General features: G+C 74.1%; 21 protein-coding genes. 11 read left to right on the forward strand and 10 right to left on the reverse strand.

All coding sequences use genetic code 11. From position 1 onward, the window contains the following. Positions 1–33: 33 nt before the first annotated feature. From EDJALFJO_RS19110 to EDJALFJO_RS19120, 3 genes are all read right to left on the reverse strand, one after another. Complete coding sequence (locus tag EDJALFJO_RS19110; protein WP_088287902.1) at positions 34–1,140, reverse strand: NAD(P)-dependent alcohol dehydrogenase; 1,107 nt, start codon at positions 1,138–1,140, stop codon at positions 34–36. A 54-nt stretch (positions 1,141–1,194) separates the two neighbouring features. Continuing rightward, positions 1,195–2,667, reverse strand: a complete 1,473-nt coding sequence (locus EDJALFJO_RS19115; protein WP_088287903.1) for an aldehyde dehydrogenase — start codon at positions 2,665–2,667, stop codon at positions 1,195–1,197. Positions 2,668–2,811: 144 nt separating this feature from the next. Further along, positions 2,812–5,163: a LuxR C-terminal-related transcriptional regulator gene (locus EDJALFJO_RS19120; protein ID WP_088287904.1), complete on the reverse strand. Its 2,352-nt coding sequence runs from the start codon at positions 5,161–5,163 to the stop codon at positions 2,812–2,814. 185 nt (positions 5,164–5,348) lie between these two features. Here EDJALFJO_RS19120 and EDJALFJO_RS19125 point away from each other — a divergent pair, with 185 nt between their 5' ends. The 4 genes from EDJALFJO_RS19125 to EDJALFJO_RS19140 are packed head-to-tail and all read left to right on the forward strand — an operon-like array spanning position 5,349 to position 8,456. Beyond that, positions 5,349–6,455, forward strand: coding sequence for an aromatic ring-hydroxylating dioxygenase subunit alpha (locus EDJALFJO_RS19125; RefSeq protein ID WP_088287905.1), 1,107 nt, complete (start codon positions 5,349–5,351; stop codon positions 6,453–6,455). Then, positions 6,452–6,649 (forward strand): hypothetical protein, encoded by a 198-nt coding sequence (locus EDJALFJO_RS19130; protein WP_088287906.1) that lies wholly within the window; start codon positions 6,452–6,454, stop codon positions 6,647–6,649. Before EDJALFJO_RS19125 ends, EDJALFJO_RS19130 begins: the two co-directional genes overlap by 4 nt. Then, positions 6,642–7,682: a PDR/VanB family oxidoreductase gene (locus EDJALFJO_RS19135; protein ID WP_088287907.1), complete on the forward strand. Its 1,041-nt coding sequence runs from the start codon at positions 6,642–6,644 to the stop codon at positions 7,680–7,682. The genes EDJALFJO_RS19130 and EDJALFJO_RS19135 overlap by 8 nt, the downstream gene beginning before the upstream one ends. Positions 7,683–7,694: 12 nt before the next feature. Continuing rightward, positions 7,695–8,456: an IclR family transcriptional regulator gene (locus EDJALFJO_RS19140; protein ID WP_198950449.1), complete on the forward strand. Its 762-nt coding sequence runs from the start codon at positions 7,695–7,697 to the stop codon at positions 8,454–8,456. Here EDJALFJO_RS19140 and EDJALFJO_RS19145 read toward each other — a convergent pair. Next, positions 8,434–9,543, reverse strand: coding sequence for a cell wall metabolism sensor histidine kinase WalK (locus EDJALFJO_RS19145; protein ID WP_088287908.1), 1,110 nt, complete (start codon positions 9,541–9,543; stop codon positions 8,434–8,436). The genes EDJALFJO_RS19140 and EDJALFJO_RS19145 overlap by 23 nt on opposite strands. After that, the gene (locus EDJALFJO_RS19150; protein WP_088287909.1) at positions 9,543–10,205 is read right to left on the reverse strand and encodes a response regulator transcription factor; all 663 of its coding nucleotides are present in this window, start codon (positions 10,203–10,205) and stop codon (positions 9,543–9,545) included. Before EDJALFJO_RS19150 ends, EDJALFJO_RS19145 begins: the two co-directional genes overlap by 1 nt. A 439-nt stretch (positions 10,206–10,644) precedes the next feature. Between EDJALFJO_RS19150 and EDJALFJO_RS19155 the strand changes: the two genes are divergently transcribed. Next, positions 10,645–16,494, forward strand: coding sequence for a multicopper oxidase domain-containing protein (locus EDJALFJO_RS19155; RefSeq protein ID WP_198950450.1), 5,850 nt, complete (start codon positions 10,645–10,647; stop codon positions 16,492–16,494). A gap of 91 nt (positions 16,495–16,585) precedes the next feature. Here EDJALFJO_RS19155 and EDJALFJO_RS33605 read toward each other — a convergent pair whose 3' ends face one another. Continuing rightward, positions 16,586–16,816 carry a hypothetical protein gene (locus EDJALFJO_RS33605; RefSeq protein ID WP_143448657.1) on the reverse strand — a complete coding sequence of 77 codons (231 nt, stop codon included), beginning with the start codon at positions 16,814–16,816 and terminating at the stop codon, positions 16,586–16,588. A 159-nt stretch (positions 16,817–16,975) separates the two neighbouring features. On the opposite strand from EDJALFJO_RS33605, the gene EDJALFJO_RS19160 reads away from it, so the two are divergent. Further along, positions 16,976–18,502 carry a glycosyltransferase family 39 protein gene (locus tag EDJALFJO_RS19160; RefSeq protein WP_158220485.1) on the forward strand — a complete coding sequence of 509 codons (1,527 nt, stop codon included), beginning with the start codon at positions 16,976–16,978 and terminating at the stop codon, positions 18,500–18,502. Here EDJALFJO_RS19160 and EDJALFJO_RS19165 read toward each other — a convergent pair. From EDJALFJO_RS19165 to EDJALFJO_RS19180, 4 genes are all read right to left on the reverse strand, one after another. Further along, on the reverse strand, positions 18,481–19,293 hold the full coding sequence (locus tag EDJALFJO_RS19165) for a glycosyltransferase family 2 protein (RefSeq protein WP_088287912.1): 813 nt from the start codon (positions 19,291–19,293) through the stop codon (positions 18,481–18,483). The two genes, EDJALFJO_RS19160 and EDJALFJO_RS19165, sit on opposite strands and share 22 nt — an antisense overlap. A gap of 99 nt (positions 19,294–19,392) precedes the next feature. After that, complete coding sequence (locus EDJALFJO_RS19170) at positions 19,393–20,367, reverse strand: DMT family transporter (protein ID WP_158220486.1); 975 nt, start codon at positions 20,365–20,367, stop codon at positions 19,393–19,395. 23 nt (positions 20,368–20,390) lie between these two features. After that, positions 20,391–21,257 (reverse strand): amidohydrolase, encoded by an 867-nt coding sequence (locus EDJALFJO_RS19175; protein ID WP_088287914.1) that lies wholly within the window; start codon positions 21,255–21,257, stop codon positions 20,391–20,393. Further along, on the reverse strand, positions 21,254–22,243 hold the full coding sequence (locus EDJALFJO_RS19180; RefSeq protein WP_088287915.1) for an aldo/keto reductase: 990 nt from the start codon (positions 22,241–22,243) through the stop codon (positions 21,254–21,256). Before EDJALFJO_RS19180 ends, EDJALFJO_RS19175 begins: the two co-directional genes overlap by 4 nt. 119 nt (positions 22,244–22,362) lie before the next feature. Between EDJALFJO_RS19180 and EDJALFJO_RS19185 the strand changes: the two genes are divergently transcribed. From EDJALFJO_RS19185 to EDJALFJO_RS19205, 5 genes are all read left to right on the forward strand, one after another. Continuing rightward, a complete protein-coding gene (locus EDJALFJO_RS19185) occupies positions 22,363–23,673 on the forward strand; it encodes an enolase C-terminal domain-like protein (RefSeq protein ID WP_088287916.1) in 1,311 nt (436 codons plus the stop codon). Next, entirely contained in the window at positions 23,670–24,473 is an 804-nt protein-coding gene (locus EDJALFJO_RS19190; protein WP_088287917.1) for an SDR family NAD(P)-dependent oxidoreductase, read from the forward strand. Before EDJALFJO_RS19185 ends, EDJALFJO_RS19190 begins: the two co-directional genes overlap by 4 nt. 6 nt (positions 24,474–24,479) lie before the next feature. Further along, complete coding sequence (locus EDJALFJO_RS19195; RefSeq protein WP_088287918.1) at positions 24,480–25,340, forward strand: hypothetical protein; 861 nt, start codon at positions 24,480–24,482, stop codon at positions 25,338–25,340. Positions 25,341–25,428: 88 nt separating this feature from the next. Further along, positions 25,429–26,247: a trans-aconitate 2-methyltransferase gene (locus EDJALFJO_RS19200; protein ID WP_088287919.1), complete on the forward strand. Its 819-nt coding sequence runs from the start codon at positions 25,429–25,431 to the stop codon at positions 26,245–26,247. Between the two features lie 129 nt (positions 26,248–26,376). Then, on the forward strand, positions 26,377–26,987 hold a 611-nt coding region (locus EDJALFJO_RS19205), incomplete at its 3' end, for a DUF222 domain-containing protein (RefSeq protein ID WP_143448659.1).

The following is a 26,987-nucleotide window of genomic DNA, read 5'->3' on the forward strand; positions in this document are numbered from 1 at the left end:
GGCGGTGAAGGGTGGTGGTGCCGGGGGCGACCGTCAGAAGCGGACGACGGGCTTGACGGTGCGCCCGTGGTGCATGTCGCCGGCGGCCTCGTCGAGCTGGTCGAGCGTGTAGTGCCGGACGAGCTTCTCCAGCGGCAGCAACCCCTTGCCGTGCAGCGCGACGAGCTGCGGCAGCAGGGTCTCCGGCTCGCCGTCGCCGAGGGTCACGCCGACGACCTTCTTGCCGGGCAGGATGCCCTGGACGTCGAAGGACGCCTCGGTGCCGGCCGGCGGCGCCCCGACGACGGCGCAGGTGCCGCGGGCGGCGAGGACGTCGATCGCGGTCCGGACGACGGCCGGCACCGCGGTGGTGTCGATCGTCGCGTCGACGCCACGACCGCCGGTCACCTCCAGGACCGCCTTCGTGACGTCCTCGTTGTCGGCGTCCACGGTGTGGGTGGCGCCGAGGTCGGCCGCGAGCGCGAGCCGCTCCGGCACCCGGTCGACCGCGACCACCGCGGCCAGCGGCAGCAGGTTCGCGGCCATCACGGCGGCGAGGCCGACGGCGCCCACCCCGAAGACGGCGATCGTGCTGCCGGGTGCCGGGTCGAGGATGTTCCACACCGTGCCGAAGCCGGTCTGGACGCCGCAGCCGAGCGGCGCGAGCACCTCGAGGTCGGCGTCCTGGGGGACCTTGACGACGCTGCGCTCGTCGGCGATCGCGTGCGCCGCGAACGACGACTGGCCGAAGAAGTGGCCGCCGATCGGGGTGCCGGCCCGGCTCACCGTCGGGGTGCCGTCGCGGCGGACCCCGGTGATGAGGTTGTCCGGCACCCAGGTCGCGCAGTACGCCGGGTGGCCGCCGCGGCAGTTCTCGCACCGGCCGCAGGACGTGTAGCTGAGGAGCACCTTGTCGCCCGGGGCGACCCGGGTCACCCCGGGGCCGACCTCGCGGACGATGCCGGCGCCCTCGTGGCCGAGGATGCCGGGCAGGGCGAACGGGATGCCCCCGACCTGGACGCCCAGGTCGGTGTGGCACAGGCCCGCCGCGACGATCTCGACGAGCACCTCGCCGGCCCGGACGTCGTCGAGGACGACGTCGGTGACGACGAACGGGGAACCGGGCGCCTCGACGACGGCGGCGCGGGTGGGCGTGGGCATGGTGGACTTCCTCTCGATCGAGTCTGACCGGAACGGGTTGTCGCAGAAGGGGTGTCAGCCGAGGTTGACGACGACGGACTTGGTCCGCAGATACTCGGCGAGCGCCTCGGGGCCGTTCTCCCGGCCGTGGCCGGAGGCCCCGGTGCCGCCGAACGGCATCGCGACGTCGAGCAGCGACCAGCCGTTGACCCAGACGATCCCGGCGCGCAGCGCCGCGGCGACCCGGTGCACCCGGGCGACGTCCCTCGACTGCAGGCCGGCGGCCAGGCCGTAGGCGGTGCCGTTCGCGAGCGCGACGGCCTCCTCCTCGGTGTCGAACGGCTGCACCGTGACGACCGGGCCGAAGATCTCCTCCTGGACGAGCCGGGAGTCCTGCTGCACCCCGGTGACGACCGTCGGGGGCACGAAGAAGCCGCTCCCGGTCCGCTCCGGGCCGGAGACGACCTCGTAGCCCCGGCCGCGGCCGTGGTCGAGGAACTCCCGGACCTTCGCCGCGTGCCGGGCGCCGGCCATCGGGCCGATCACGGTGCCGTCGGCGAACGGGTCGCCGACCGGGACGCCCTGGACGGCGCCGCGCAGCGCACCGACGACGACGTCGTAGACTGGGCGCTCGACGAGCAGCCGGGTGCCGGCCATGCAGAACTGCCCGGTGTTGAAGACGAACGCGGCGACGGCGGAGCCGATCGCGGCGTCGAGGTCGGCGTCGGCGAAGATGATGTTCGCGCCCTTGCCGCCGAGCTCGACGGTGACGTGCTTGAGGCCGGCCCCGGCGTCCTGCGCGACCTGCCGGCCGACGGCGCTGGAGCCGGTGAACGCGACCTTGTCGACCCCGTCGGCACCGACCAGTGCGCGCCCCGCGTCGGCGCCGCCGGTGACGACGTTGAGCACACCGTCCGGCAGCCCCGCCTCGTGGAACAGCTCGGCCATCCGCAAGGCCGACAGCGGCGTCTCCTCGGCCGGCTTGTGCACGACCGTGTTGCCGCTGACCAGGGCCGCCGCGAGCTTCGTCGTCGACAGGATGAGCGGGAAGTTGAAGGGGGTCACCGCGGCGACGACGCCGTGCGGCTCCTTGCGGGTGTACGCGAACGCCGGGATCGACGTCGACCGGGCCGCGCCCTCGATCGTCGCGGCGAGCTGCGCGTAGTACTCGTAGGTGTCGGCCACGGTCGGGACGTCGACCGCCCGGGTGAACTGGAGCGGCTTGCCGACGTCGAGCGACTCCAGCCGCGCGAGCTCCTCGGCGTGCTCCCGGACCAGGCCCGCGACCCGGACCAGCACCTCGGCCCGCCGCCGCGGCGGCAGCCCGGACCACACCCCGGAGTCGGCGGCCGAACGCGCCGCCCGGACCGCCCGTCCGACGTCCTCGGCACCGGCCTCGGGGACCGTCGTGACGACGTCCCCGGTCGACGGGTCGAGGATCTCGCGGGTCCGTCCGTCGGCGGCCCCCGCCCGCTGCCCGCCGATCCAGAGCACCCCGGGTGCGGGCTCCGGACGTGCCACCGTCTGCTCGTCGGCCACCGCCGTCATCGTCGACCTCCTCGTCACGACTGCTGGAGCGACGAGAGTCACCGGCGCGGGGTGTCACCCGGGAGGGTGGAACCACCCCATCCACCACCCGTTCCGGTCCACCCGGGTACCCGTGGCCCCCGGCACCGGTCGCGCGCGGGCCGGCTACCGGGCCGCCGCGCGGCGCGCCGCCACCCAGCCGGCGACCTGGGTCCGGGAGGAGAACCCGAGCTTGGCGAGGATCCGCTCCAGGTGGCCGTCCACGGTCCGCGGCGAGATGACCAGCGCGGCGGCGATCGCCTTGTTGCTCAGGCCCTCGGCGACGAGCTCGGCGACCGCGAGCTCCCGGGAGGTCAGCTCGCCCGGCCCCGGCGTGCCCGGTCCGGCAGTGCCCGGTCCGGCAGCCCCCGGACGCGCCGGCCGCGCGCGGCCCCCGTCGAGGACGGCCTCGACGACCTGGGCCAGCGCGGCGCCGGCGGGGATCCCGCCCGGGCGGCGGCCGCCGTCCTGCATCCGCTGCAGGCAGGCCGCCTGGTGACCGGCGAGCGGCGGGCCGAAGGCGGCGATCGTCGTCCCCGCGGTCCGCCAGGCGACGTCCGCCCCCGCGAGCCGGACGGCAGCCAGGTCCAGGTCGCCGGTCGACGCCGCGACCCAGGCCAGGGTCGAGATCATGAGCGCCACCCCGACCGAGTCGTTGAACCGGCGCTGGGTGGCCAGGCCCTCGGCGACCCGGGCCTCGGCCTGCGCCGCGTCGCCCCGCCGCCACGCCTCGAAACCGAGCACCCAGAGCGTGTAGGAGCGGCACAGCTGCTCGCCGTGCTGCTCGCACAGGGCCAGCGCGCCCTGGCAGATCGCCACCGCGTCGCGGCCGCGGCCGCGGTGCACCTGGGTGATCGCGAGCTGGAAGTGGCTCCAGAGCAGGCCCTCGGTGTCGCCGTCGGCGGCCATCGTGGCGATCGCGCCCTCGAAGTGCGCCGCGGCGTCGTCGAGCGCGCCGGCGAACAGCGCCGCCGTCCCGCGCAGGCTCCGGGCGTGCGCGACCGAGGCGCCGTCGCCGACCCGGCCGCCGAGGGCCTCGCAGCCGTCGAGGCGGGCCGAGGCGGCCGGCTCGTCGCCCTGGAGCAGGCAGACCCAGGCGGCGACCCACAGCGCCCGGGCCCGCAGCGCGTCGTCCGGGGCCGGCAGCGCCAGGGCGGCGTCCAGCCACTGCCGGCCCTCGGCGAGGAAGTCGTCGGCGTACCAGTGGTTGCGCAGCCCGGCCACGAGCCGCAGCGCGGGCATCGGGTCGCCGTCCCCGGTGCGGACGGACGTCTCGAGCGCCGCCCGCAGGTTGCCGTGGTCGGCCCGCAGCCGCGCCAGGTCGCCCTCCTGCCGCGGCCCGCACCAGCGGGCGGCCGTCTCCTCGACGACGGCGAGGTAGTGGTCGCGGTGCCGCCGCGTGAGGTCCTCGACCTCGCCCAGCTCCTCGAGGCGCTCGCGGCCGTACTGGCGGATCGTCTCGAGCAGCCGGAACCGGACAGCAGGACCGTCGTGCTCACCCACGACGATCGACTGCGCGACGAGGTGGTCGAGGACGTCGAGCACCCCGGCCGCGGTGAGCGCACCGTCGTCCGAGCAGACCCCCTCGGCGGCGGCGAGGTCGAAGGAGCCGCTGAACACCGACAGCCGCGCCCAGAGCAGCCGCTGGGCCGGGGAGCACAGCGAGTGGCTCCAGTCGACGAGCGCGCGCAGGGTCTGCTGCCGGGGCTGCGCGGCGCTGCTGCCCGAGGTGAGCAGGGCGAAGCGGCTCTCGAGGCGCTCGACGACCTGCTCGACCGACAGCGAGCGCAGCCGGGTGGCGGCCAGCTCGATCGCCAGCGGGATCCCGTCGAGGCGGATGCAGAGCCGGGCCACCGCCTCGGCGTTCGCGTCCGTGACCGCGAACCCGGGCCGGATCGCGACGACCCGGTCGGTGAGCAGCCGGACGGCGTCGAACTGGCTCGTCACCGCCGCGTGCTGCGGCAGCCGCAGGTCGGGGACGGCGAGCGGGGGGACGGCGAAGAGGTGCTCGCCGTCGACGCCGGTGGTGTGCCGGCTGGTGGCGAGCACGCGGACGTCCGTCGTCTGCCGCAGCATCCGGTCGACGAACCGGGCGCAGTCGGCGACGACGTGCTCGCAGTTGTCCAGGACGAGCAGGGCGTTGCGGTCCCGCAGGTGCTCGATGACCTTGTCGACGGCGGGCCGCGGCGAACGCTCGGCGACCCCGAGCGTGTTCGCGACGACCTCGGCGATCCGGCCGCCGTCCGTGATGACGGCGAGGTCCACGAACCACACGCCGGCGGTGAACGCGCGCCGGACGTCGGCCGCCATCGCCAGGGCCAGCCGGGTCTTGCCGACCCCGCCGGGCCCGGTGAGGGTGACCAGCCGGGACTCCCCCAGCAGCCGGCGGACGTCACCGAGCTCCCGCCGGCGGCCCACGAACCGGGTCACCGTCGCGGGCAACGTCCCTGGTGCCGCGGCCGACTGGTCGTCGTTCATCGGGAGCGATCGTAGGTGCCCGCCCCCGGCCGGGCAGGAGCGGACTTTCCGTCAGGCGGAAACCCTGGTTCCCCGCGAGGTGGCCCGCACCACACCCTCGGCATGTCGCCGGCGACGGCGACGCCCCGACCGTCGGCCGGCAGCCCCCTCCCCGGGGACGCCGGCACCCACCCGCGGAGGTCCCGTTGAGCAGCCCCGTCACGTTCGTGCGCAACCAGTGGTACGTCGCGGCCTACGGCCGGGAGGTCACCTCCGAGGTCCTCGGCCGGACCGTCTGCGGCGAGGCGATCGCCCTGTTCCGCACCGGGTCCGGCACCGTCGCCGCCCTCGCCGACCGCTGCGTGCACCGCCGGTTCCCGCTCTCCGCCGCGCCGAGCCAGGTCGTCGGCGACACCGTCGTCTGCGGGTACCACGGGTTCACCTACGACGGCACCGGCACGTGCGTCGCCGTTCCCGGGCAGAGCCGGGTGCCGCGGACGGCCCGGGTGACCGCGTACCCGGTCGTCGAGCAGGACTCGTTCGTCTGGGTGTTCATCGGCGACCCCGCGCTCGCCGACGCGACCCGGATCCCGCGGGCGCCCTGGCTCGCCGACGAGGCCTGGACGACGGTCAGCGGCATGGAGCCGCTCGCGGCACGCTGGGGCCTGCTCGTCGACAACCTGCTCGACCTGTCCCACGAGACGTACCTGCACGGCGGGTACATCGGCACCCCCGAGGTCGCCGAGACGCCGATCACCACCGAGGTCGACGAGGAGGCCCGGATCGTCCGGGTCAGCCGGCACATGGCGGACGCCGCGTGCCCGCCGTTCTATGCGAACTCGACCGGGATCACCGGCCGGATCACCCGCTGGCAGGACATCGAGTACTTCCCGCCGTGCCTGTACACGCTGCACAGCCGGGTCGCCCCGGTCGGCGTCCTGCCGCCCGCCGAAGGCCCGGACGACGGGGCCTTCCACGTCGAGGTGGTCTACGCGATCACCCCCTCGACCGCGACGTCGACGTACGACTTCTGGGCCGTCGCGCGCGACTTCGCCCGGGACGACGAGGAGGTGAGCCGGTTCCTGCACGACAGCAACCGGACCGTCGTCCTCCAGGACGTCACCGCGCTGGACCTGCTCGAGACGGTCGTCGCCGCGGAGCCGGCCGGCACCCAGGAGCTGAGCATCAACATCGACACCGGTGCGCTCGCCGCCCGGCGGATGATCGCCGCGATGACCGCCGGGATGACCGCCGCGACCGACGCAGCGGTCGACGCAACGGCCGGGGCCGCCGCCGGCGCCGCGGTGCGATGAGCACGACCTTCACGGTCGACTGGCTGCCGGGCTCGGACGTCCTGCGCGGGCGCTGCCACTGCGGCGCGACGTCGTCCGCGCAGGACCCGGCGACCCTGCTCGACTGGCTCGGCGCGCACCCGGACGGGCACGACACGAGCGGCCCCGAGGCGCTCCTCGCGCCGCTGCCGGCGGGGGTGGCGGGCGATGCCTGACCGGGACCAGCACCACGACCAGCACCACGACCAGCACCACGGCCAGGACCACGGCCAGGACCACGACCTGCGTCTGGTCGTCGCCGACCGCTCCCGCGTCGCGGACGACGTCGTCGCGCTCGTCCTGCGGGCACCGGACGGCGGCCCGCTGCCGCCCTGGACGCCGGGGGCGCACGTCGACCTCGTCGTCCCGGGCCCGGACGGGCCGCTGGTGCGGCAGTACTCGCTCTGCGGCGACCCGGACGACGCGACGTCCTACCGGGTCGCGGTGCTCCGGGAGCCGGCCGGCCGCGGCGGCTCGGCGGCCGTGCACGCGGCCCTGCTCCCCGGCACCGCGGTCGCGGTCCGTGGGCCGCGCAACCGGTTCGTGCTCGACCCGGCGCCGGAGTACGTCTTCGTCGCGGGCGGGATCGGGATCACCCCGGTGCTCGCGATGGTCCGGGCGGCGGTGCTGGCCGGCGCCCGCTGGCACCTCGCGTACGGCGGCCGGACGGCGTCCTCGATGGCCTTCGTCGACGAGGTGACCGCGCTCGCCGCGGCCTCGGCGGGGGCCGGCGAGGTGGTGCTGCACCCGCTCGACGCCGGCGGCCCGCTGCCGGTGGCCGCGCTCGTCGAGCGCGCCGCGGCGTCCGGTGCGGGGATCTGGTGCTGCGGGCCGGAGGGGCTCATCGAGGCGGTCGAGAAGGAGGGCGACGCGCTCGGGCCGGGCCGGGTGCACGTCGAACGGTTCCGGGCCGCCACCGACCCGGCGCCCCAGGCCGGCGACGTCCCGTTCGAGGTCGAGGTCGCCTCCCACGGCGTCACGGTGACGGTCCCCGCCGGCCGGACGGCGCTCGAGGTGCTCGAGGAGGCCGGGGTCCCGGTGCTCTCGTCGTGCCGCGAGGGGACCTGCGGGACGTGCGAGGTGTCGGTGCTCGCGGGGACGGTCGACCACCGGGACGCGCTGCTCACCCCCGCCGAGCGGGACGCCCACGACACGATGTTCGTCTGCGTGTCCCGGTCCGCGGGCGGGCGGCTCGTCGTCGAGGTCTGACACCCTCACCGCGTGGGCGAGGGCAGCGCCGCCGCGCGCGGCTCGAGGACGGCGAGCGCACGGCTGCTCGCCGTCCTCGACGCGTTCGACGCCGAGCACCGGGCCCTGACCCTGTCCGCGCTCGCCCGGCGGGCCGGCCTGCCGGTGAGCACCGCCCACCGGCTCGTCGGCGACCTGCTCGCCTGGGGCGGGCTCGAGCGCGGCGACGACGGGCTGCTCCGGGTCGGGCTGCACCTGTGGGAGGTGGCGGCACTCGCGCCCCGCACGATCGGGCTGCGGGAGGCGGCCGCGCCGTCGATGGGCGACCTCTACGAGGCGACCCACGAGAACGTCCAGCTCGCCGTCCGGGACGGCCTCGAGGTCGTCTTCGTCGAGCGGATCGCCGGGCGGCACGCGGTCCCGGTGCTCACCCGGGTCGGGCTGCGCTTCCCGATGTCCGCCACCGGCGTCGGCCTGGTGCTCCTCGCGTTCGCGCCGCGGGAGGTCCAGGAGGAGGCCCTGTCGTCCCCGCTCGAGCGCTTCACGGAGCGGACCGTCGTCGACCCGCGGCGGCTGCGGAGCATGCTCGCCGACGTCCGGCGACGCGGCATCGCGGTGAGCGACCGGCAGGTGACGATGGACGCCCTGTCCGTCGCCGCGCCCGTGCGCGGGCCGGACGGCGACGTCGTCGCCGCGCTGTCGGTCGTCGTCCAGGCGGACGGCGCCGGGCCGAGGACGCTCGCACCCGCCGTCCGGACCGCGGCGGCCGCGATCAGCCGGGCGCTGGCGCGCTGACCTCCGGCCGCGGCGCCACCGCGGGACGGTGCCGGGCGACCCGCAGCGTGACGACCGACCCGCCGCCGACCCGGTCGCGCAGCTCGGTGCCGCCGCCGTGGGTCTCGGCGATGGCCTTGACGATCGCCAGCCCGAGGCCGGTCCCGGGCCGGCCCGACGCCCGGGTCCCGCCGCTGCGCGAGGCCGCGAACCCCACCCCGGAGTCCTCGACGACGAGGTCGGCACCGTCGGCCGTCGGGACGCAGCGCACGAGGATCGTGTCGCCGTCCGAGGTGAACTTGAGTGCGTTCTCCACGAGCGAGTCCAGCGCCGTCTCCAGCCGGGACTCGTCGCCCTCGACGACGACGGGGGCGCTCTCGACCCGCCAGTCCCGGTCCGCGGCGGGGCGCCAGCGCTGGACGGTGCGGCGGACGAGGCCGTCGAGGTCGACGTCGCCCCAGTCGAAGTGCGTCGCCTCGTAGGCGTCGGCGAGCTGCAGGAGCCGGTTGGCGAGCCCGCCCAGCTTGTCGAGCTCGTCCACGACGACGTCGACGTCCTCCCGGGCACCGTCGGTCTGGACCTGGCTGCGGACCAGCTCCGCGTACCCGCGGGCGACCGTGATGGGGGTGCGCATCTCGTGGGAGCAGTTGCGCACGAAGAGCTCCTTGAGCTCGTGCGCCCGCCGCTCGCGCTCCGAGGCCGCGAGGCTCTCCGCGAGCGCGGCGGCCCGCCGCCGGACGTGCCAGACCATGGCGAGGAAGACCCCGGCCATCAGGGGGACCTCGGTGAGCTCCATCCAGTCGGCGCCCTCGACGCGGATGAAGGCGGTCATCGCGAACGTCGTCGCGACGACGACGACGGCCAGGACGACGGACGTCCGTCGGGCCGACCAGCCCTGGACGCCGTAGACGACCGACATCGACACCCAGATGACGTGGAACGCGATGACGCCGGCCGCCGCGAAGGCGACCATGACGACCATGTTCGCCGCGGCGAAGAGCACCCAGGCGGCGAAGACGAGCTCGTCGCGGGAGAACCGGCCCGTGGCGGGCCCGGCGGCGGGCCCGGCCGCGGCACGGGTCAGGTCGGTGGTCGCGGTGCCCGGCATCAGGAGGCCGTGAAGAGGTAGCCGACGTTGCGGACGGTCTCGATCATCGGCAGCGGCATCTTGCCGCGGACCCTGCGGACCGTGACGTCGACGACGTTGCTGCTCGGGTCGTCGTAGCCCCAGACGCTGGAGAGCAGCTCGTCGCGGCTGCACACCTCGCCCGCGCGCCGCATGAGGTAGCCGACGAGGAGGAGCTCGCGGTGGGTCAGGGCGACGACCTTCCCGGAGACCTCGAGCACCTGCCGCTCGAGGTCGAGCGTCGCGGGCCCGACCCGCAGCCAGCGCTGCAGGCCCGTCGACTTCGGGGCGCGCAGCCGGGCCTGGACCCGGGCGACGAGCTCGGCCGCGGCGAACGGCTTGGTGAGGTAGTCGGTCGCCCCCATCCGCAGGCACTGGACGCGCGAGGCGACGTCGGCGACCGCGGACAGGATGAGGACGCGCTGCTCGGGGTCGTGGTTGAGGATCCGGCGCAGGGCCTCGAGCCCGTCGAAGCCGGGGATCATGAGGTCGAGGACGACGAGGTCGTAGACCTCCTCGTAGGTGCGCCGGACGCCGTCCGGGCCCGTCCCCGCGACGGCCACGAAGTGCCCGTCCGACTCGAGGGTGCGGACGATGAACGACCGCAGCCGTTCCTCGTCCTCGACCACCAGCAGGCGCGCCATCGCGCGTCCACCACCCTTCCTCCGAGCCGTTCGCCGGTCGCTCACCGGCCCTTGGGGACATCATCGGCGCTGTCATCGCGCGGCGTGAGTTTTCGCCCTCACCGCGGCGGCCCCGGATGACATGTGTCCCGTGACAGCAATCGCCCGAACGACGGACTGCGCCACGCCGACGGACCCTGCTAGCGACCCAGCGTGCCAGTTCCGTCACAGTCCGTCGACGGCTCATTCGGCCCCGCATGAAGCCCCGTCATGGGGCTGTCATCGACCTGTCATGCCGCCCCGATGACCCGGTTCTGACAGCCGCGTCATGAATGCAGACAGTTGCCGACCTGGGGCGCACGGTGTGCTCAGGGCACGTGCGTGAGCCGCGCTCTCCGTCACCGAATGGGGGTGACGGTCAGGGAGAAGGGGCGCAATGACACACACAGTGATGCGACACGTGCGAGGACGCCGTGCCGGCCGGGCCGTCGGACGGCGGCCGCTGACAGCGACGATCGCCGCGGCGGCGCTCGTCGGGGCTCTGACCGTCGCGCTGCCGGGGCTGGTGGGTGGCGCGGCCGAGGCCGCGACCCCCACGGGGCCGACCGACGCGTCGAAGGTCCCCCACTACTTCGGCCCGTGGCCCAACTGGGCCCTGAGCCAGCTCACGACGCCCAAGGCGACCGTGGAGATCACCGGCAGCGGCACCGGCGCGACCGCCAGCGCGAACGTCGACCCGCTGACCGGCGGCATCGCGACGATCGACGTGACGAACGCCGGCAGCGGCTACACCGGCAGCGCGACCGTGACGATCGGCGGCGGCGACCCCGGCAACGCGGCGACGGCGACCGCGACGGTGACGACGTCCGGCAGCGTCACCGGGTACACGGTCGGTGCGGCCGGTTCCGGCTACCGGTTCTTCGACGTCACCCTCACCGGCGGCGGCGGCACCGCCGCGACCGGGCAGGGCTCCGGCGGCGTCGACCCGACCATCACCATCACCGACGGCGGCGCGAACTACGTCATGCCCACCGTCGAGTTCGACATGCCGGACCTCGCGAACGGCGTTCAGGCCAAGGGCCACGTCCCGATGGTCGCCAACGGCGACCCGGTCGACGGCATGGACGCGAACGGCACGATCACCCAGGTCGTCGTCGACGAGCCGGGCTCGGGCTACCTCGCGGCCCCCGGGATCGCGGTGCACAACGGCACCCTCGCCGACCCGCTCGCCGGCGCCACGCTCGCGACGGCCACGACGACCCTGCACCTGACCGCGATCGACCCGGTCGACTTCGGCAGCGGCTACACCTCCGCGCCGGACGTCGCGGTGGCGGACGGCGACCAGACCGGGACCCCCGGCTCCGGCGCGACGGCGACGAGCGCGACGGACATCGGTGCCGTCACCGCGATCACCGTCGACACCCCGGGCGCCGGGTACCTCGCCGTCGGCATCCGCAAGTTCCAGGACGCGCTGCCGGTCACCTGCAGCCCGGCGGCGCCGGGCGGCTGCCCGACGGGCGCGACCGACAAGTTCATCCCGCTCGGCGTCCCCGCGGCCAAGACGTACAGCGGCGAGGAGGCCGACGAGTACGTCATCGGCCTCGTCCAGTACCGGACGAAGTTCCACACCGACATCGACCCGACGCTCGTGCGCGGCTACGTGCAGATCGAGACGCCGGACAACGCGGCCGTCAGCCAGCACGTCGCGCTGACGAACGAGCTGCTCGACGGCACGAAGGTGCCTGTCCTCGACACGTCCGGGCAGCAGGTCTTCGGCGTCACCGCGCCGCAGTGGCTCGGCCCGTTCATCGGTGCGACGAAGAACCGGCCGACCCGGATCGTCTTCCACAACTACCTGCCGACCGGCGCCAAGGGTGACCTGTTCCTGCCCGTCGACTCCACGATGATGGGTTCGGGCATGGGCCCGATGGACATGGGCACGCCGTTGGTCGACGACGGCACCGTCATGGACGGCGTCCGCAACCCGGACTGCACCCAGGAGCCCAAGGACGTCGCGCACTGCTTCACGGACAACCGCGCCGAGCTGCACCTGCACGGCGGCACGACCCCGTGGATCAGCGACGGCACGCCGCACCAGTGGGTCACCCCGGCCGGCGAGAACGCCGCGTGGCCGCAGGGCGTCGCGGTGAGCAACGTGCCCGACATGGTCGACCCGGCCGACAACTCGGTGGTCTGCGACAAGACCGACGACGGCTGCCAGACCTTCTACTACACCAACCAGCAGAGCGCGCGGCTGATGTTCTACCACGACCACTCGTGGGGCATCACCCGGCTCAACGTGTACGCCGGCGAGGCCGCCGGGTACGTCATCACCGACGAGACCGAGCAGGCGCTCGTGAGCTCCGGGACCATCCCCGGCGCGAACGACACCCTGCCGCTCGTCGTCCAGGACCGCACCTTCACCCCGGACGCCGCCCAGATGGCGCTCCAGGACCCGACGTGGGACGAGACCCGCTGGGGCACCAAGGGTTCGTTCTGGTACCACCACGTCTACATGCCGGCGCAGAACCCCGGTGACCCCTCCGGCATGAGCGCCTACGGCCGCTGGATGTACGGCCCGTGGTTCTGGCCGCCGGCGACCGGGACCCAGTACGGCCCGATCAAGAACCCGTACTACACGGCCGCCTGCAAGCTCGACGACCCGGCGACCTGGACCTACCAGACCGACCCGTTCTGCGAGCCGGAGCTCATCCCCGGCACGCCGAACGTCTCCGCGGGCATGGAGCAGTTCAACGACACCCCGATCGTCAACGGTGTCGCCTACCCGACGGTGACGCTGCAGCCGAAGTCGTACCGGATGCGGCTCCTCAACGCCGCCAACGACCGCTTCTTCAACCTGCAGTGGTACACGGCCGACCCGACCCAGGGTGACGGCACGACCGAGGTCAAGCTCAACGCGGCCGAGCTGGCCGCCGCGCAGACCGACCCGAACGTCTCGCCGACGCCGGCCGACGCGAACAACAACGCGGCCGGTCCGGACTGGGTGCAGATCGGCAGCGAGGGCGGCTTCCTGCCCAAGCCGGCGGTCATCGACGGCCAGCAGCCGACGACCTGGATCACCGACCCGACGCGCTTCGACGTCGGCAACGTGGACCTGCACTCGATGCTGCTCGCCCCGGCGGAGCGGTCCGACGCGATCGTCGACTTCTCGAAGTTCGCCGGCAAGACGCTCATCCTCTACAACGACGCTCCTGCGGCCTTCCCGGCGCGTGTCGCGTCGTACGACTACTACACCGGCGCCCCGGACATGAGCCCGAACGGCGCCCCGAAGATCCTGCCCGGCTACGGCCCGAACACCCGGACCGTCATGCAGGTCAAGATCGCCGCGGCGACGCCGGCACCGGCGTTCAACCTCACGAAGCTCACGTCCGCCTTCAAGCACAAGGCGAACGGCAGCGGCGTGTTCGAGTCCGGCCAGCACCCCGTGATCGTCGGCCAGGCGGCGTACAACACCGCCTACGGCACGTCGTTCGCGGCCGGCAGCAACTGCAACGGCGCGAGCACGACGTCGACCTGCGACGGGCTCGTCCGGGTCAACGACACCGGGTCGTTCTCCTTCAACACGCTCAAGGCCCCGACGTCGAAGATGACGATCGGCCTGGAGCCGAAGGCGATCCACGACGAGATGAACTCCTCGACGTTCGACCCGTTCGGCCGGATGCAGGCCAACCTCGGCATCGAGGCGCAGCCGCCGACCCCGGGTGCGCAGAACGTCACGCTGTACCCGTTCACGAACCCGACGACGGAGATCATCGACGGCACGAACCTGGAGTCGGCGGGGGCCAAGGCCACCCCGATCTCCAGCGCCGCCGACGGGACGCAGATCTGGCGCATCACGCACAACGGCGTGGACACGCACCCGATCCACTTCCACCTGTTCGACGTCCAGGTGCTCAACCGCGTCACGTGGGACAACATCGTCATCCCGCCGGACGACAACGAGCTCGGGTGGAAGGACACCGTGCGGATGTCACCGCTCGAGGACACCATCGTCGCGCTGCGGCCGCTCGTGCCGAAGACGCCGTTCGAGGTGCCGAACTCGGTGCGCCCGCTCGACCCGATGATGCCGCTCGGCAGCACCGCCGGCTTCAACAACATGGACGTCAACGGGAACCCGACGGCGGCCGTGACCAACGCGCTCGTCAACTTCGGCTGGGAGTACGTCTTCCACTGCCACATCCTGAGCCACGAAGAGATGGACATGATGCGGCCGGTCGACCTGGCGCTGCCGCCGGCCAAGGCGGGCACCCTGTGGACCGAGAAGGTGGCCGACGGCGGGACGAACCGGTGGACCGTCCACTGGGACGACAACTCGATCACCGAGACGGCGTTCACCGTCGAGCGGAGCACGGACGACGGGGCGACCTGGTCGGCCGTCGACACCGTGACCTCGCCGCTCGACGCGGCGAACATCCACCAGACGCGGTCGATGCCGGACCCGGCCTCCACCGCTGACGTCGGGACGACGCAGTACCGGGTCGTCGCCAAGAACACCGTCGGCTACGGCAACGGCTTCCCGACGAAGACCGTCCAGAGCGTCTCCGCGGCGTACACGGCGGTCGACACCCCGGCCCCGGCCGCGGCCACCGGTCTCACCGGCACGATCGCCGCCGGTCCGGCCGTGGACCTCGCCTGGACCGACGGCGACCCCGGCGTCACGACCGCCTTCCAGGTGCAGCGCACGCTCACCGGGTCGGCGGCGTGGACGACGATCGGGACGACCCCGGCCGCCACGACGACCTTCACGGACTCGGCCGTGTCCCAGGGCTCGTCGTACGACTACCGGGTCGTCGCGCTGAACGGCGGGCGCGCAGGCGCACCGTCGAACGTCGTGACCGTGGCGCTCGTCGCCCCGACCGCTCCGAGCACGCTCTCCGCGACGCTCGTGGCCGGCCCGGGTGCGGCGCTCACGTGGACCAACACGGCGACGAACGCCACCGGCGTCGTCGTCCAGCGGTCCACGAACGGCGGCGGGACCTGGTCGACGCTGGCGACCCTGGCGGCGACCGACCAGGCGTACACCGACGCCGGACCGCTCGCGGTCGACTCGACGAACCTCTACCGCGTCTACGCGGAGAACCTCGTCGGGCCGAGCCCGGTCTCCAACACCGCGTCCGTCGCGGCGGCCGCCCCGGCCGCACCGACGAACCTGGCGGCGAAGGCCCAGGCCGGCGGCGCGGGTCCCGAGGTCAAGGTGACCTGGACCGACAACGCGACCGACGAGACCGGCTACACGGTCCAGCGGTCGACGGACGGCGGGACGAGCTGGACGACGCTCGCGAGCCTCGCGGCGGACGCCGTCCAGGCGATCGACCCGGGCCCGGTCGTGGCCGGAACGACGTACACGTACCGGGTCGGCGTGACGAACCTCGTCACGACGGTGTGGTCGGCGAACGTGTCGGTGACCCCGGCGCTGGCGGCGGCCCCGAGCGGCCTGGCCGCGACGCTCGTCGCGGCGACGGCGACCCAGGACGCGAGCGTGAACCTCGTCTGGACGGACAACGCCACGGACGAGGACAGCACGGTCGTGCAGCGCACCACGGACGGCGGCGCGTCGTGGACGACGCTCACCACGTTCGCCGGCACCACCGGCACGGGTGCGCAGGCCACGATCGACCTGGCCCCGCTGCCGGGGGCGACGAACACCTACCGGGTCGGTGCGGTGAGCTTCCTCGGCACCAGCCTCTCCGGGACGGCGTCCGTCACCCTGGTGGCACTGCCGGCGACGCCGTCCGGGTTCAGCACGCAGCTCCGGACGGGTCCGCTCTCGGTGCGGTCGTTCTGGACGGACGCCTCGACGAACGAGTCGGGCTTCTCGCTCCAGCGGTCCACCGACGGCGGCGCCACGTGGACGCAGGTCGCCACCCGTCCCGCCACGGCGGGCACGGGGACCGCGCTCAACCGGACGGACACTGCGGTGACCCTCGGGTCGACGTACTCCTACCGGGTCGTCGCCTGGAACGCCGCCGGCCGGGCCCCCACGGGGACCCTGACGGTGACCGTCGCCGCCCCCGCGGCGCCGACCGTGACCACGCCGGCACAGGCGACGGCCACGTCGGCGACGAGGGAGTCCATCCCGCTCTCCTGGACCGCGGTCCCGGGAGCGGTGGACTACCGGATGCAGCGGTCCACCAGTGCGGCCGGGACGAACCCGACGACGGTCACCGTGACCGGGACGTCCGGGACGTTCACCAACCTCACCAAGCGGGTCTACTACGTCCGGGTCGGCGCCCGTAACGCGCTCGGCACGACGTACTCCCCGTGGGTGGCGGTCGCCGCGGCCCCCTGACGCGGCGAGGCGAACGGGACCCGGTAGCCCCCTCCGGGTCCCACGGAAGGGCGGTCCCCCGAAAGGGGGGCCGCCCTTTCCCGTACCCGTCTCAGGGCGTCAGGGCGTGCGCCGGACCCCGCGCGGCGCGCGCCGACGAGCGCGAGCACGGCCAGACGCTGCCGCAGACGATGCAGAAGCCGCCCTCGGCCTCGTGGGCGAACCGCGGCGCGGGAGCCCCGGCCTGCCGCTCCCCCTCGCCACCGGGACGGTCCGGGGCGCGGTGCCTGCCGCGGGGGCGGCGCTCCGCCGCGACGTCACGAGCCTGCTCGACCTCTGTCATGGGCGCATGATCGCCCGACGACGGACCGGTGTACCTCACCTGTGCGTCAACCCCGGGTCAAGCCTGCACCCGCCGGCTGAGCCACCGGGTGCACCCGTGATGACGTGTGCGTCACGGGGATTCGGCTCCGGCGCCGCATCGGCGCTACGGTCCGGACCCATGGCCGCAGGACCGCTCGTCGAGCACCGCGCGCCGCCCGCCGGGCCGGACCCCGGTGGACCGTTCGGCCGGCGGGGCCGGGCCGCGGCGATCGCGGTCATGATGCTCGTCGCGACGGTGCTGCGGCTCGCCGGTCTCGGCCGCGAGAGCCTCTGGGTGGACGAGGGCTACACCGCCTACCTCGCGCGGCTCACGCCGCTGGGCTACGTCGACGACGTCCGGCACACGGTCCGCAACATCCTGCCGCCGCTGTACTTCGCCCTCATGCACTACTGGACGGCGGTCGCCGGCAGCTCCGAGGTGATGCTGCGCCTGCCGTCCGTCGTGGCCGGCGTGCTCGTCGTCCCGCTCGTGCACGCCCTCATGACGCGGCTGTTCGACCCGGTCACCGGGCTGCTGGGTGCCGGTGCGACGACGGTGTCGCTGTTCCAGCTGCAGTACTCGCAGGAAGCCCGGATGTACGAGCTCCTCGCGCTGCTGTCCGTCGCGTCGCTCTACCTGCTCGTCCGCCTGCTCGACGAAGGGCGCACGTGGCAGGTCACCGCCCTGGCGGTCACCGACGCCCTCGTCGTCTGGACGCACCACTACGGGGCCCTCCTGCTCGTCGCCGAGGCCGGGTTCGTCGTCGTGCTGGCCCTGGCCCGGGACGTCGACGGACGGACGCTGCGGCGGTGGCTGGCGTCCAGGCTGGTGCTCGGCGTGCTCGTCCTCCCCTGGGCCCTGTTCTTCGTGGACCAGCTGGACAAGGTCGGGGCGTACCCCTGGCTGCCGCCGGTCACGGTCGGCTCGGTCCGTGGCGTGCTCGAGCACTTCGCCGGCTCGCCAGGGGCGCTCGGGGTCTGCGCCGCGCTGACGCTCGTGGGGCTGGTCGCGCACCGCGGGCTGCCGCGCCGGCTGCTCGCCCGGCGCAGGCTGACGCCCGCGGACCGGGGCTACCTGCTCCTGTGGACGGCGTTCGCGGTCCCGGTCCTGCTCGCGGTCGGGTACTCCGTCGTCGCGTCGCCGGTCTTCGGGCGCAAGTACCTCATCGCGTCGTCCGTGGCGTTCCTCATGCTCGCCGTGGTCGGTGCCCGGGCGCTCCCGGGCCGGCTCCTGCCCGTCGCGGCGCTCGTCCTGGTCGTCGCGGTGTCCGGCCCGCAGTACGTGCACTTCTACCGGGACGTGAACAAGGACCAGTGGCGGGAGAGCACCGCCTACCTCGAGGCGAACGCGGCGCCCGGGGACCTCGTGCTCTTCAACGCCGGGTACACGCTGCAGAACGGGTACGGGGCCTACGCGCGGCGCACCGACCTGGAGACCCGGCCCTTCCCCGCAGGGAGCGAGGAGTTCTCGCTGCAACCGACCCGCGCCGACCTCGACACCCTGGCCGGCCTCGTCGCCGGGCGACGGCACGCGTGGGTCGTCTACTCCCAGAGCCACGACGAGGGGTTCACGATCGCCGAGGAGCTCGGAGCGCTGTCCACCGGCGGTGAGTGCACCGAGTTCGTGGCGATCTCGGTGTGCCGCTACGACCTGCCGGCCGGCTGAACCCGGCTGTCGCGGCCGGCGTCCGCCGCGGGCCCGGGGTCGCGCGCCGGGACCGGCTCGAACATCTCGAAGGCCGCCAGCCTGCTGCGCTGGAGCAGGTACTTGCCGACCGTCAGCACGGTGCGCGCCGCGTAGACGGTGCTCGCCGCCGTCCCGATCTGCGAGCAGTCGTCCGTGTAGACCGTGGGCACCGGCACGTCACCGATGCGCATCCGGAAGTACGCGGCCGCGACGAGCAGCTCGGAGTCGAAGGCGAAGCCGTCCGAGAACCTCTCGTACGGCAGGGACCGCAACGCCTGCGCGGAGTAGGCGCGCATCCCGGTGTGGAACTCGCCGAGGTTCTGCCCGAGGAGCACGTTCTCCATCCCGGTGAGGAGCCGGTTCGCCAGGTACTTGCGCCGTGGCATCCCCCCGGCGAGCGTCTCGCGGCGCGAGCGGATCCGGTTGCCGAGCACGATGTCGCAGATGCCCAGGCGGATCGGCAGGGTGAGCGCGTCGATCATCCGCGCGTCGTACTGGCCGTCGGGGTGGAGCATGACGACGATGTCGGCGTCGTCGGCGAGGGCCGCGGTGTAGCACGTCTTCTGGTTGGCGCCGTAGCCGCGGTTCTGCTCGTGCCGGATGGACGTGAGCCCCAGGTCGACGCTGCGCCGGTAGGTCTCGTCGGAGCTGGCGTCGTCGACGAGGATCATCCGGTTGCGGTACTGGACCGGCACGGCCGCCACGGCCCGCGCGAGCGTCCGCTCGGCGTTGTAGGCGGGCAGGACGACGACGACGTCGCTGCGCTGCACCGGGGACCTCCTCGACCGACCTCTGACGAACCTCCGCCCCGACGAGCCGGGCGCTGCCCAGCGTGACGGGAGGCGTGCGACCGCGAGGTCAAGCCTTGGTCAAGGTTCGGTGCGCACCACGGTGGGCCGCGCGGTGACCAGGTACGCCCCGACGAGCACGACCGCCCCGCCGGCGACGACCGGCCAGGCGGGCCGCTCCCCGAGGACCAGCCAGGCGACGACGACCCCGAGCGGCGTGACGAGGGTGCTCACGCTCGCCGTGGTCGTCGCGTGCAGGTGCTGCATCGCCCGGGCCAGTGCCGCGTAGAGGAACGCCGACCCGACGGCGCCGAGCCAGGCCACCTGCACCCAGCCGGACGCCGACAGGTCGCCGTACTCCGGCCAGCGGTGCGTGCCCAGGACGAGGAGCCCCATGACGAGCGCGCCGACGAGGGTCCCCGGGGTGTTGAGCCACCACTGGTCGTACCGGTCGGCCAGCGACCGGGTCGTCACCGAGACCGCCGACCAGACGACCGTGGCCCCGGCCACGGCGGCGAACCCGGCGAACCACGCCGCGTCCCGGACGAGCGGCCCGCCGTCGCCGGCCCCGCCCGACCCGTCGAGCGACATGAGCGTCACCCCGAGGACGGACAGGACGAGCCCGCCGACCTGGACCGCGGTGAGCCGGTGCCGCAGGAACACGACCTCGAGCCCGCCGACGACGACCGGCATGCAGCCCAGGACGATGGCGCCGACGGCGACGGAGACCCGCTGCTGGCCCCAGGTGTAGAGCAGGTGGAACCCGGCGGAGCCGCCGAGCCCGCACGCGAGGACGGCGAGCCGGTCCTGCCGGGCGACGGGGGTGCGCCGCCACGGCTGGAGGGTCACGACGAGGGCGAACGCGAGGGCCGAGAAGCCGACCCGGCCGGCGGCGAGCGCGAGCGGCGAGACCTGCTCGAGGACGAGCTTGATCTGGGTGAACGCGACCGAGCCCACGGCGATGGCGCCGCCGAGCGCGAGCCACGCCCCGCGCCGTCCGGAGGTCAGGCGCCGTCCGGCGGTCGGGCGCCGTCCGGACGTGAGGGGAGCGGTCACGGCGCACGGTACCGCGCCGCGCCTCAGGCAGCCCCGAGGCCGTAGACCCGGGTCGCGGTCGCGCGCAGCACGGCGTCCCGTTCGGACGGCGAGCAGCCGGCGAGCAGGTCCCGGGCGAGGTCCCAGACGCCCCCGTACGTCGTGGCGAGCAGGCACACCGGCCAGTCCGAGCCGGCCATGACCCGGTCCGCACCGAAGGCGTCGAGGACGACGTCCGCGAACGGCGCGACCTCCGCCGGCGTCCACGTGGCCCAGGCCGCCTCGGTGACCAGGCCCGAGAGCTTGCACGTCACGGCGGGCTCGGCGGCGAGGGTCCGCAGGTCGCGGGACCACGGCTCGAGCGTGCCGGCCGCGACCGGTGGCTTGGCGCAGTGGTCGAGGACGAACCGGCCGTCGGGGACGGCCCGGACCGCCTCGACCGCCGCCGGGAGCTGGTGCGGCAGGACGAGCAGCTCGTACGCGAGACCCGCCGCGGCCACGGTGGCCAGCCCGCGGACGACGTCCGGTCGGGCGAGCCAGCGCGGGTCCGGCTCGTGCTGCACCTGGTGCCGGACGGCGCGCAGCCACCGGCCGCCCGGCCCCTCCTGCAGCGCCGCGAGGTCGTCGGCGAGCGCGGGAGAGGTGAGGTCCGCCCACCCGGTGACCGCACCGACGAGCGGGTCGCCGTCCGCCAGCGCGAGCAGGTCGGGGGTCTCGTCGGGGCCGACGACCGTCTGGACGAGGACGGTCGTGACGACGCCGCGGGCGGCCGCCTCCGGGCGCAGGTCGTCGAGGCCGAAGGAGCGCGCGATCGGGGCCATCGCGTCGCCGCGGATCCAGTCCTGGTCGCGGACGGCGAGGTCCCAGACGTGGTGGTGGGCGTCGACGACCCCGACCGGTCGGGTGGTCACGGCGCCGTCGCGATCGCGTCGAGCTCGGCCCAGAGCGCTTCGGGGACCTCGACGTCGAGCAGGGCCAGGTTCTCCTCGAGCTCGGCGCGGCTGCGCGCCCCGGTGAGCACCGACGCGACGGCCGGGTGCCGGAACGGGAACTGCAGGGCCGCGGCCTTGAGCGGGACGGCGTACCGGGCGCAGGCCGCACCGAGGGCCTGCGCGCGGGCGACGAGGTGGTCGGGCGCGATGCCGTAGTCGAACCGGGCACCGGGCCGGGGGTCGGCGAGCAGGCCGGAGTTGAAGACCCCGCCGACGACGACGGAGACCCCGCGCTCCAGGGCCAGCGGCATGAGGTCGGCGCCGCCGGAGCGGTCGAGGACCGACCAGCGGCCGGCGAGCAGGACGACGTCCAGATCGGCCTCCCGGACGAACCGCGCAGGCACGGCGGACTGGTTCATGCCCACCCCGATCGCCCCGACGACCCCCTCGTCGCGCCAGCGCCGCAGCACCGGGAAGGTCCGGGCGAGCACCTCGTCGGCGTGCTCGTCGGGGTCGTGGACGTAGACGACGTCGACCCGGTCGAGGCCGAGGCGGTCGAGGCTCTCCGCGAGCGAGCGCTCGACGCCGGCGGGGCTGAAGTCGAAGACGACGTCGGACGGCGGCGCGTCGGCGAAGATGCCCCGCGCGCCGCCGTCCGTGCCGACGTCCGTGCCATCGGGTCTGGGGACCACGAGCCGGCCCACCTTCGTCGACACGACGAGACCGGGCCGGCCGGCGGCGCCCAGCGTCGCGAGGGCGGTGCCGAGACGGCGCTCGGCGGTGCCGTGGCCGTACTGGGGCGCCGTGTCGAGGTAGGTCGCACCGGCCTCGAGGGCGGCCCGGACGACGTCCAGGGCCTGCTCCTCCGCGACATGGGCGTACATGCCGCCGAGCGGTGCCGTGCCGAGGCCGACGGCCGGGACGTGGACGTCCGAGCGGCCGAGGCGGCGGGGGGTCAGGTCCATCGCTGCGCTCCTGCGGAGACGGGGACGGGACAGGGCGGTCCGGGGGGACGGGGCGGTCCGGGGACCGGCCGCAGGCTCCCATATCGTGAGGTCCACCACGACCCCCTGGAGGCGGCGCGATGCCCGGCCGGATCGTCTCGCTCGACGTCACCGACGTCCGCTTCCCCACGTCGCGGGAGCTCGACGGCTCCGACGCCATGAACCCCGACCCGGACTACTCCGCGGCGTACGTCGTCCTCGGCACGGACGACCCGGGCACCGACGGGGGGCGGGACGGCTACGGGCTGGTCTTCACGATCGGCCGCGGCAACGACGTGGCCGCGGCCGCCGTCCGGTCGCTGGCGCCGCACGTCGTCGGGCGGCCGGTGCCGGACTCCCCCGCAGGCCTCGCCGAGCTCTACCACCGCCTCGTCCAGGACTCCCAGCTGCGCTGGCTCGGCCCGGAGAAGGGCGTGCTGCACATGGCGATCGGCGCCGTGGTCAACGCGGCGTGGGACCTCGCCTCCCGGCGGGCCGGGCTGCCGCTGTGGCAGTACGTCGCGTCCCTCACGCCGGAGGAGCTCGTCGCCCAGGTCGACTTCCGTTACCTCACCGACGCGCTCACCCCGGAGCAGGCGCTCGACATCCTCCGCGCGGCCGAGCCCGGCCGGGCCGCGCGCACCGCCGACCTGCTCGCCTCGGGGTACCCGGCCTACACGACGTCCGCCGGCTGGCTCGGGTACGACGACGAGAAGCTCGTGCGGCTCTCGAAAGAGGCTGTGGCAGAAGGGTTCACGCTCATCAAGCTGAAGGTGGGCGCCGACCTCGAGGACGACGTCCGCCGACTGCGGCTGGCCCGCGAGACGGTCGGGCCGGACATCGAGCTCGCGATCGACGCGAACCAGCGCTGGGACGTCGACGACGCGATCACCTGGGTCAACGCGCTGGCGCCGTTCGGGGTGCGCTGGATCGAGGAGCCGACGTCGCCGGACGACGTCCTCGGCCACGCCGCCGTGGCCCGCGGGGTGGCGCCGATCGCCGTCGCGACCGGTGAGCACGTGCAGAACCGGGTGATCTTCAAGCAGATGCTCCAGGCCGGGGCGCTGTCGGTGCTGCAGCTGGACGCCTGCCGGGTCGGCGGCGTCAACGAGAACCTCGCGATCCTCCTGCTCGCCGCCCGGTTCGGGGTGCCGGTGTGCCCGCACGCGGGCGGTGTCGGCCTCTGCGAGCTCGTGCAGCACCTCGCGATGACGGACTACGTCGCCGTGAGCGGCACGATGCAGGGCCGGGTCATCGAGTTCGTCGACCACCTGCACGAGCACTTCACCGACCCCGTCGAGGTGCGGGCCGGGCGCTACGTCGCGCCCCGCACCCCCGGGTTCGGTGCCAGGATGCACGCGTCGAGCGTGGCGCGGTACACGTACCCCGACGGACCGGAGTGGCAGCAGTGACAACGACTTCCGACGGCGCGCAGCGGGCTGGTCAGGACTACGCCGGGCAGGACTTCGCCGGGCTCGTCGCCGCGGTGACCGGCGGCGCGTCGGGGATCGGCCTCGCCGTCGCGCGGACGCTCGCCGCCCGCGGCGCGCGGGTCGCCGTCCTCGACATCGGTGACCTGACCGAGGAGGCCGCGGCGGCCGGGCTGGTCGGGGTGCGGTGCGACGTCACGGACGACGCGTCTGTGCGGGCCGCGGTCGCGATCGTCGTCGAGACGCTCGGCGGGCTCGACGTCGTCGTCGCCAACGCCGGCATCGGGGCGCAGGGCACCGTCGAGGAGAACGACGACGCCGAGTGGCTGCGGGTCCTCGACCTGAACGTCGTGGGGACCGCGCGGACGGTCCGGGCCGCACTGCCGCACCTGCGGGCGTCCCGGGCGCCCTCGGTCGTCGTCACGGCGTCCGTCGCGTCGTGGGCCGGGCTGCCGCGGCGCGCCCTCTACAGCGCGAGCAAGGGCGCGCTGCTCACGCTGACGCTCGCCATGGCCGCCGACCACGTCCGCGAGGGGATCCGGGTCAACGCCGTCGCCCCCGGCACCGCGGACACGCCCTGGGTCGGCCGCCTCCTGGACACCGCACCCGACCCCGCTGCCGAGCGCGCGGCGCTCGAGGCCCGGCAGCCGATGGGGCGGCTCGTCTCCGCCGAGGAGGTCGCCCACGCCGTGGCGTACCTCGCGTCGCCGCTGTCGGCGTCGACGACGGGGACGGTGCTCGCCGTCGACGGCGGGATGTACGGTCTGCGGCTGCCGAAGTAGGCCGCGATGACCGCTGCGGCGCCCTGCGCCGTCGTCTGGGTGGGTGGCGGCAGCGGTGCGGGCAAGACGACGCTCGTCCGCGCCGTCGCCGGGCTCCTGGACCTGCGGGCCTACCACGTGGACGCCTACAGCTACGACCACGTGCGACGGGCGGCCGACGGCGCGTTCCCGCGCACGCAGGCGTTCAACGCCATGACGTACGACGACCGGTGGCTCCGTGCACCCGAGGTCCTCGCCGAGGAGTTCCTGGCCATCTCGGCCGAACGCATGCCGCTGGTCGTCGAGGACCTCGACGCTCTCGGCCCCGGGGCGACCGTCCTCGCCGAGGGCCCGCAGCTCCTTCCCGACCTCGTGGCCCCGCTGCTCGGCAGCCCGGACGCCGCGGTGTGGCTGCTGCCGACGGAGAGCTTCAGCCGGGGGGCTGTCACGGCCCGGGCCGAGGTCGTGCCCAGTGCCCGGGAGGCCGAGGCCGTCGAGAACCGGCACCGGCGCGACGTCCTCGTCACGCGGGCCCTGCGCGACCGGGCGGACGCGCTCGGGCTGCGGTCCGTCGTCGTCGACGGCGGCCGCTCGCTGACCGAGACGGTGGACCGGTTCGTGTCGTCCCTGCTGCGGGTGCCCGGGGGTCTGGTCCGCGCCGCGACCGGCGAGCAACGGGCGATCATGCGGCGCCAGGAGAACCAGGTGATGGCCACGCAGCTGACGCTGTACCGCGAGGACCTGGGGGTCGAGGCGCTGCCCGAGCCTCCCGTCGCGCGGTTCAGCTGCGAGTGCTCGACGCTCGGCTGCGTGGGCGAGGTCTCGCTGACGGTCGACGCGTACCAGCGCCGACGGGTGGCGGGGCCGTTGGTGGTGCACGCGACGTGAGCCACCCGCCGCGGACTTCGGAGGCCCTCCGGCGACCGACCAGGGGCGGATGAGTGCGTCTCCAGGGGTGCAGCGCTAACTTCCGCACATGGACGCCGATGACATGCTGGCGCGCGCCCGGTCTTTCGAGCGTGGGGCCGGCGACTACGAGCGACTGCGGCCGGAGTTCCCAAAGCAGCTGTTCGACGACATCTGCGCATCCGCTGGGACGCGCATGCACGGCCGCATGCTCGAGGTCGGAGCGGGCACGGGACGCGCAACACTGCCGCTTGTGCGGCGGGGCGCCACCATCGAGGTGGTCGAACCCTCTACGGACATGGTGGGGGTCCTTGCCGGTCGCCTGGAAGCGGCAGAGCTCAGCCAGCAGTGCGACCTGAGACAGGCAGCATTCGAGGACGTCGACCCGGGCAGCACCTACGACGTGGTCATCGCTGCTCAGTCGTTCCACTGGGCGGACCCGGCGACACGCTGGTCTCGCCTGTCATCGCTTCTTCGTGCCGGCGGAAGGGCATACCTGTTCTGGAACGGCTGGCGCCTCGCCTCGCAGATGCACGACCTCGAAGGGGTCAGGGCTCTGTATCTCCGCAGGGGGCACGGGCTCCAGCACGATGTGGAGGATCATCGGTCTGACACCGGCTGGGCCGAGTCCGAGATCGGTACCGATCCGAACCTCGAACTCGTGGATGCCCGCAGCTACGAGTGGCCCTGGCGTCTGGATGTCGACGACTACCTCGGTCTGCTCAGGACCACATCGCAGTACTCGGTCGCGGACGCCGGCTTTCGCGAGCCGCTGCTGAACTCGCTCCGTGGACTCCTCGGCGACCAGGTGACGCTCCAGGGAAGGACCCGCCTCCTGCAGATCGACACCCACGACGCGCCCGACCGTTCCCCGCATCGGCACTCCTGAGCGTGCACGCAGGGGCTGTCCCCGTCGGCAACGACGGATCGTGAGTGACGATCGCTGACGCAAAGTTGTTGCGTGGGAACGGGTCTCGCCGAGCCCAGACTGTCGGACCCCGTCTCTACTGTTGTTCTCGTGAGCAGCGACGAGCAGACAGGCGGAGAGGTGCCCGGGAGTGAGCCGGGTGCGTCACTGCCGTCTGGTCCTGTCGTGTCGGGTGAGTCGGCGCCGGTGCATGACCTGTTCGCGGGGATCGCCGCGATGGACGCCGCGACCGCGGTGGTGCTGGAGGCATCACGGTGTGCGTGGTCGCTGTCGGACGGTGAGGCGCGGGATGCGGTGGAGGCGTTCACGCGGGCGATGGCGTCCGCGGAAGCGGCCCGGCTCGCTGTCATCAAGGTTCTCGACGAGCGGCCTGAGGCGGTGCCGGGGGCGAGTGAGGGGAAGGTCGCGGCGGCGTTCTTGACCGGGCGGTTGAACGTGGACCCGGGTCGGGCGAACGCTGACGCCCGGGCGGCGCATGCGTTGGACGCGGACTCGGGGAGCCTGCCGCAGGTCGGTGCCGCGTTGGCCGCGGGTGAGATCACCCGTGAGCACGCCGACGCCTGCGTCCGCGCCGTGGCGCGGCTGCCGAAGCGGCTGCGCATCGTGCTGCTCGAGGACGAGGCCACCGGTGAGCTGAAGTCCGGGATGGAGATCGCCGACGCGTTCCTCGCCGAGCAGTGCCGCCGGTTCCCGGTCCGGGC

The sequence above is a fragment of the Kineosporia sp. A_224 genome (assembly GCF_002198655.1).
Taxonomy (GTDB): Bacteria; Actinomycetota; Actinomycetes; order Actinomycetales; family Kineosporiaceae; genus R-H-3.

Coding starts and splice junctions, on each gene's coding strand:
- EDJALFJO_RS19110 (WP_088287902.1), bottom strand. CDS start 1,140: ATGCCCACGCCCACCCGCGCCGCCGTCGTCGAGGCGCCCGGTTCCCCG.
- EDJALFJO_RS19115 (WP_088287903.1), bottom strand. CDS start 2,667: ATGACGGCGGTGGCCGACGAGCAGACGGTGGCACGTCCGGAGCCCGCA.
- EDJALFJO_RS19120 (WP_088287904.1), bottom strand. CDS start 5,163: ATGAACGACGACCAGTCGGCCGCGGCACCAGGGACGTTGCCCGCGACG.
- EDJALFJO_RS19130 (WP_088287906.1), top strand. CDS start 6,452: ATGAGCACGACCTTCACGGTCGACTGGCTGCCGGGCTCGGACGTCCTG.
- EDJALFJO_RS19135 (WP_088287907.1), top strand. CDS start 6,642: ATGCCTGACCGGGACCAGCACCACGACCAGCACCACGACCAGCACCAC.
- EDJALFJO_RS19145 (WP_088287908.1), bottom strand. CDS start 9,543: ATGCCGGGCACCGCGACCACCGACCTGACCCGTGCCGCGGCCGGGCCC.
- EDJALFJO_RS19150 (WP_088287909.1), bottom strand. CDS start 10,205: ATGGCGCGCCTGCTGGTGGTCGAGGACGAGGAACGGCTGCGGTCGTTC.
- EDJALFJO_RS33605 (WP_143448657.1), bottom strand. CDS start 16,816: ATGACAGAGGTCGAGCAGGCTCGTGACGTCGCGGCGGAGCGCCGCCCC.
- EDJALFJO_RS19160 (WP_158220485.1), top strand. CDS start 16,976: ATGGCCGCAGGACCGCTCGTCGAGCACCGCGCGCCGCCCGCCGGGCCG.
- EDJALFJO_RS19180 (WP_088287915.1), bottom strand. CDS start 22,243: ATGGACCTGACCCCCCGCCGCCTCGGCCGCTCGGACGTCCACGTCCCG.
- EDJALFJO_RS19185 (WP_088287916.1), top strand. CDS start 22,363: ATGCCCGGCCGGATCGTCTCGCTCGACGTCACCGACGTCCGCTTCCCC.
- EDJALFJO_RS19195 (WP_088287918.1), top strand. CDS start 24,480: ATGACCGCTGCGGCGCCCTGCGCCGTCGTCTGGGTGGGTGGCGGCAGC.
- EDJALFJO_RS19200 (WP_088287919.1), top strand. CDS start 25,429: ATGGACGCCGATGACATGCTGGCGCGCGCCCGGTCTTTCGAGCGTGGG.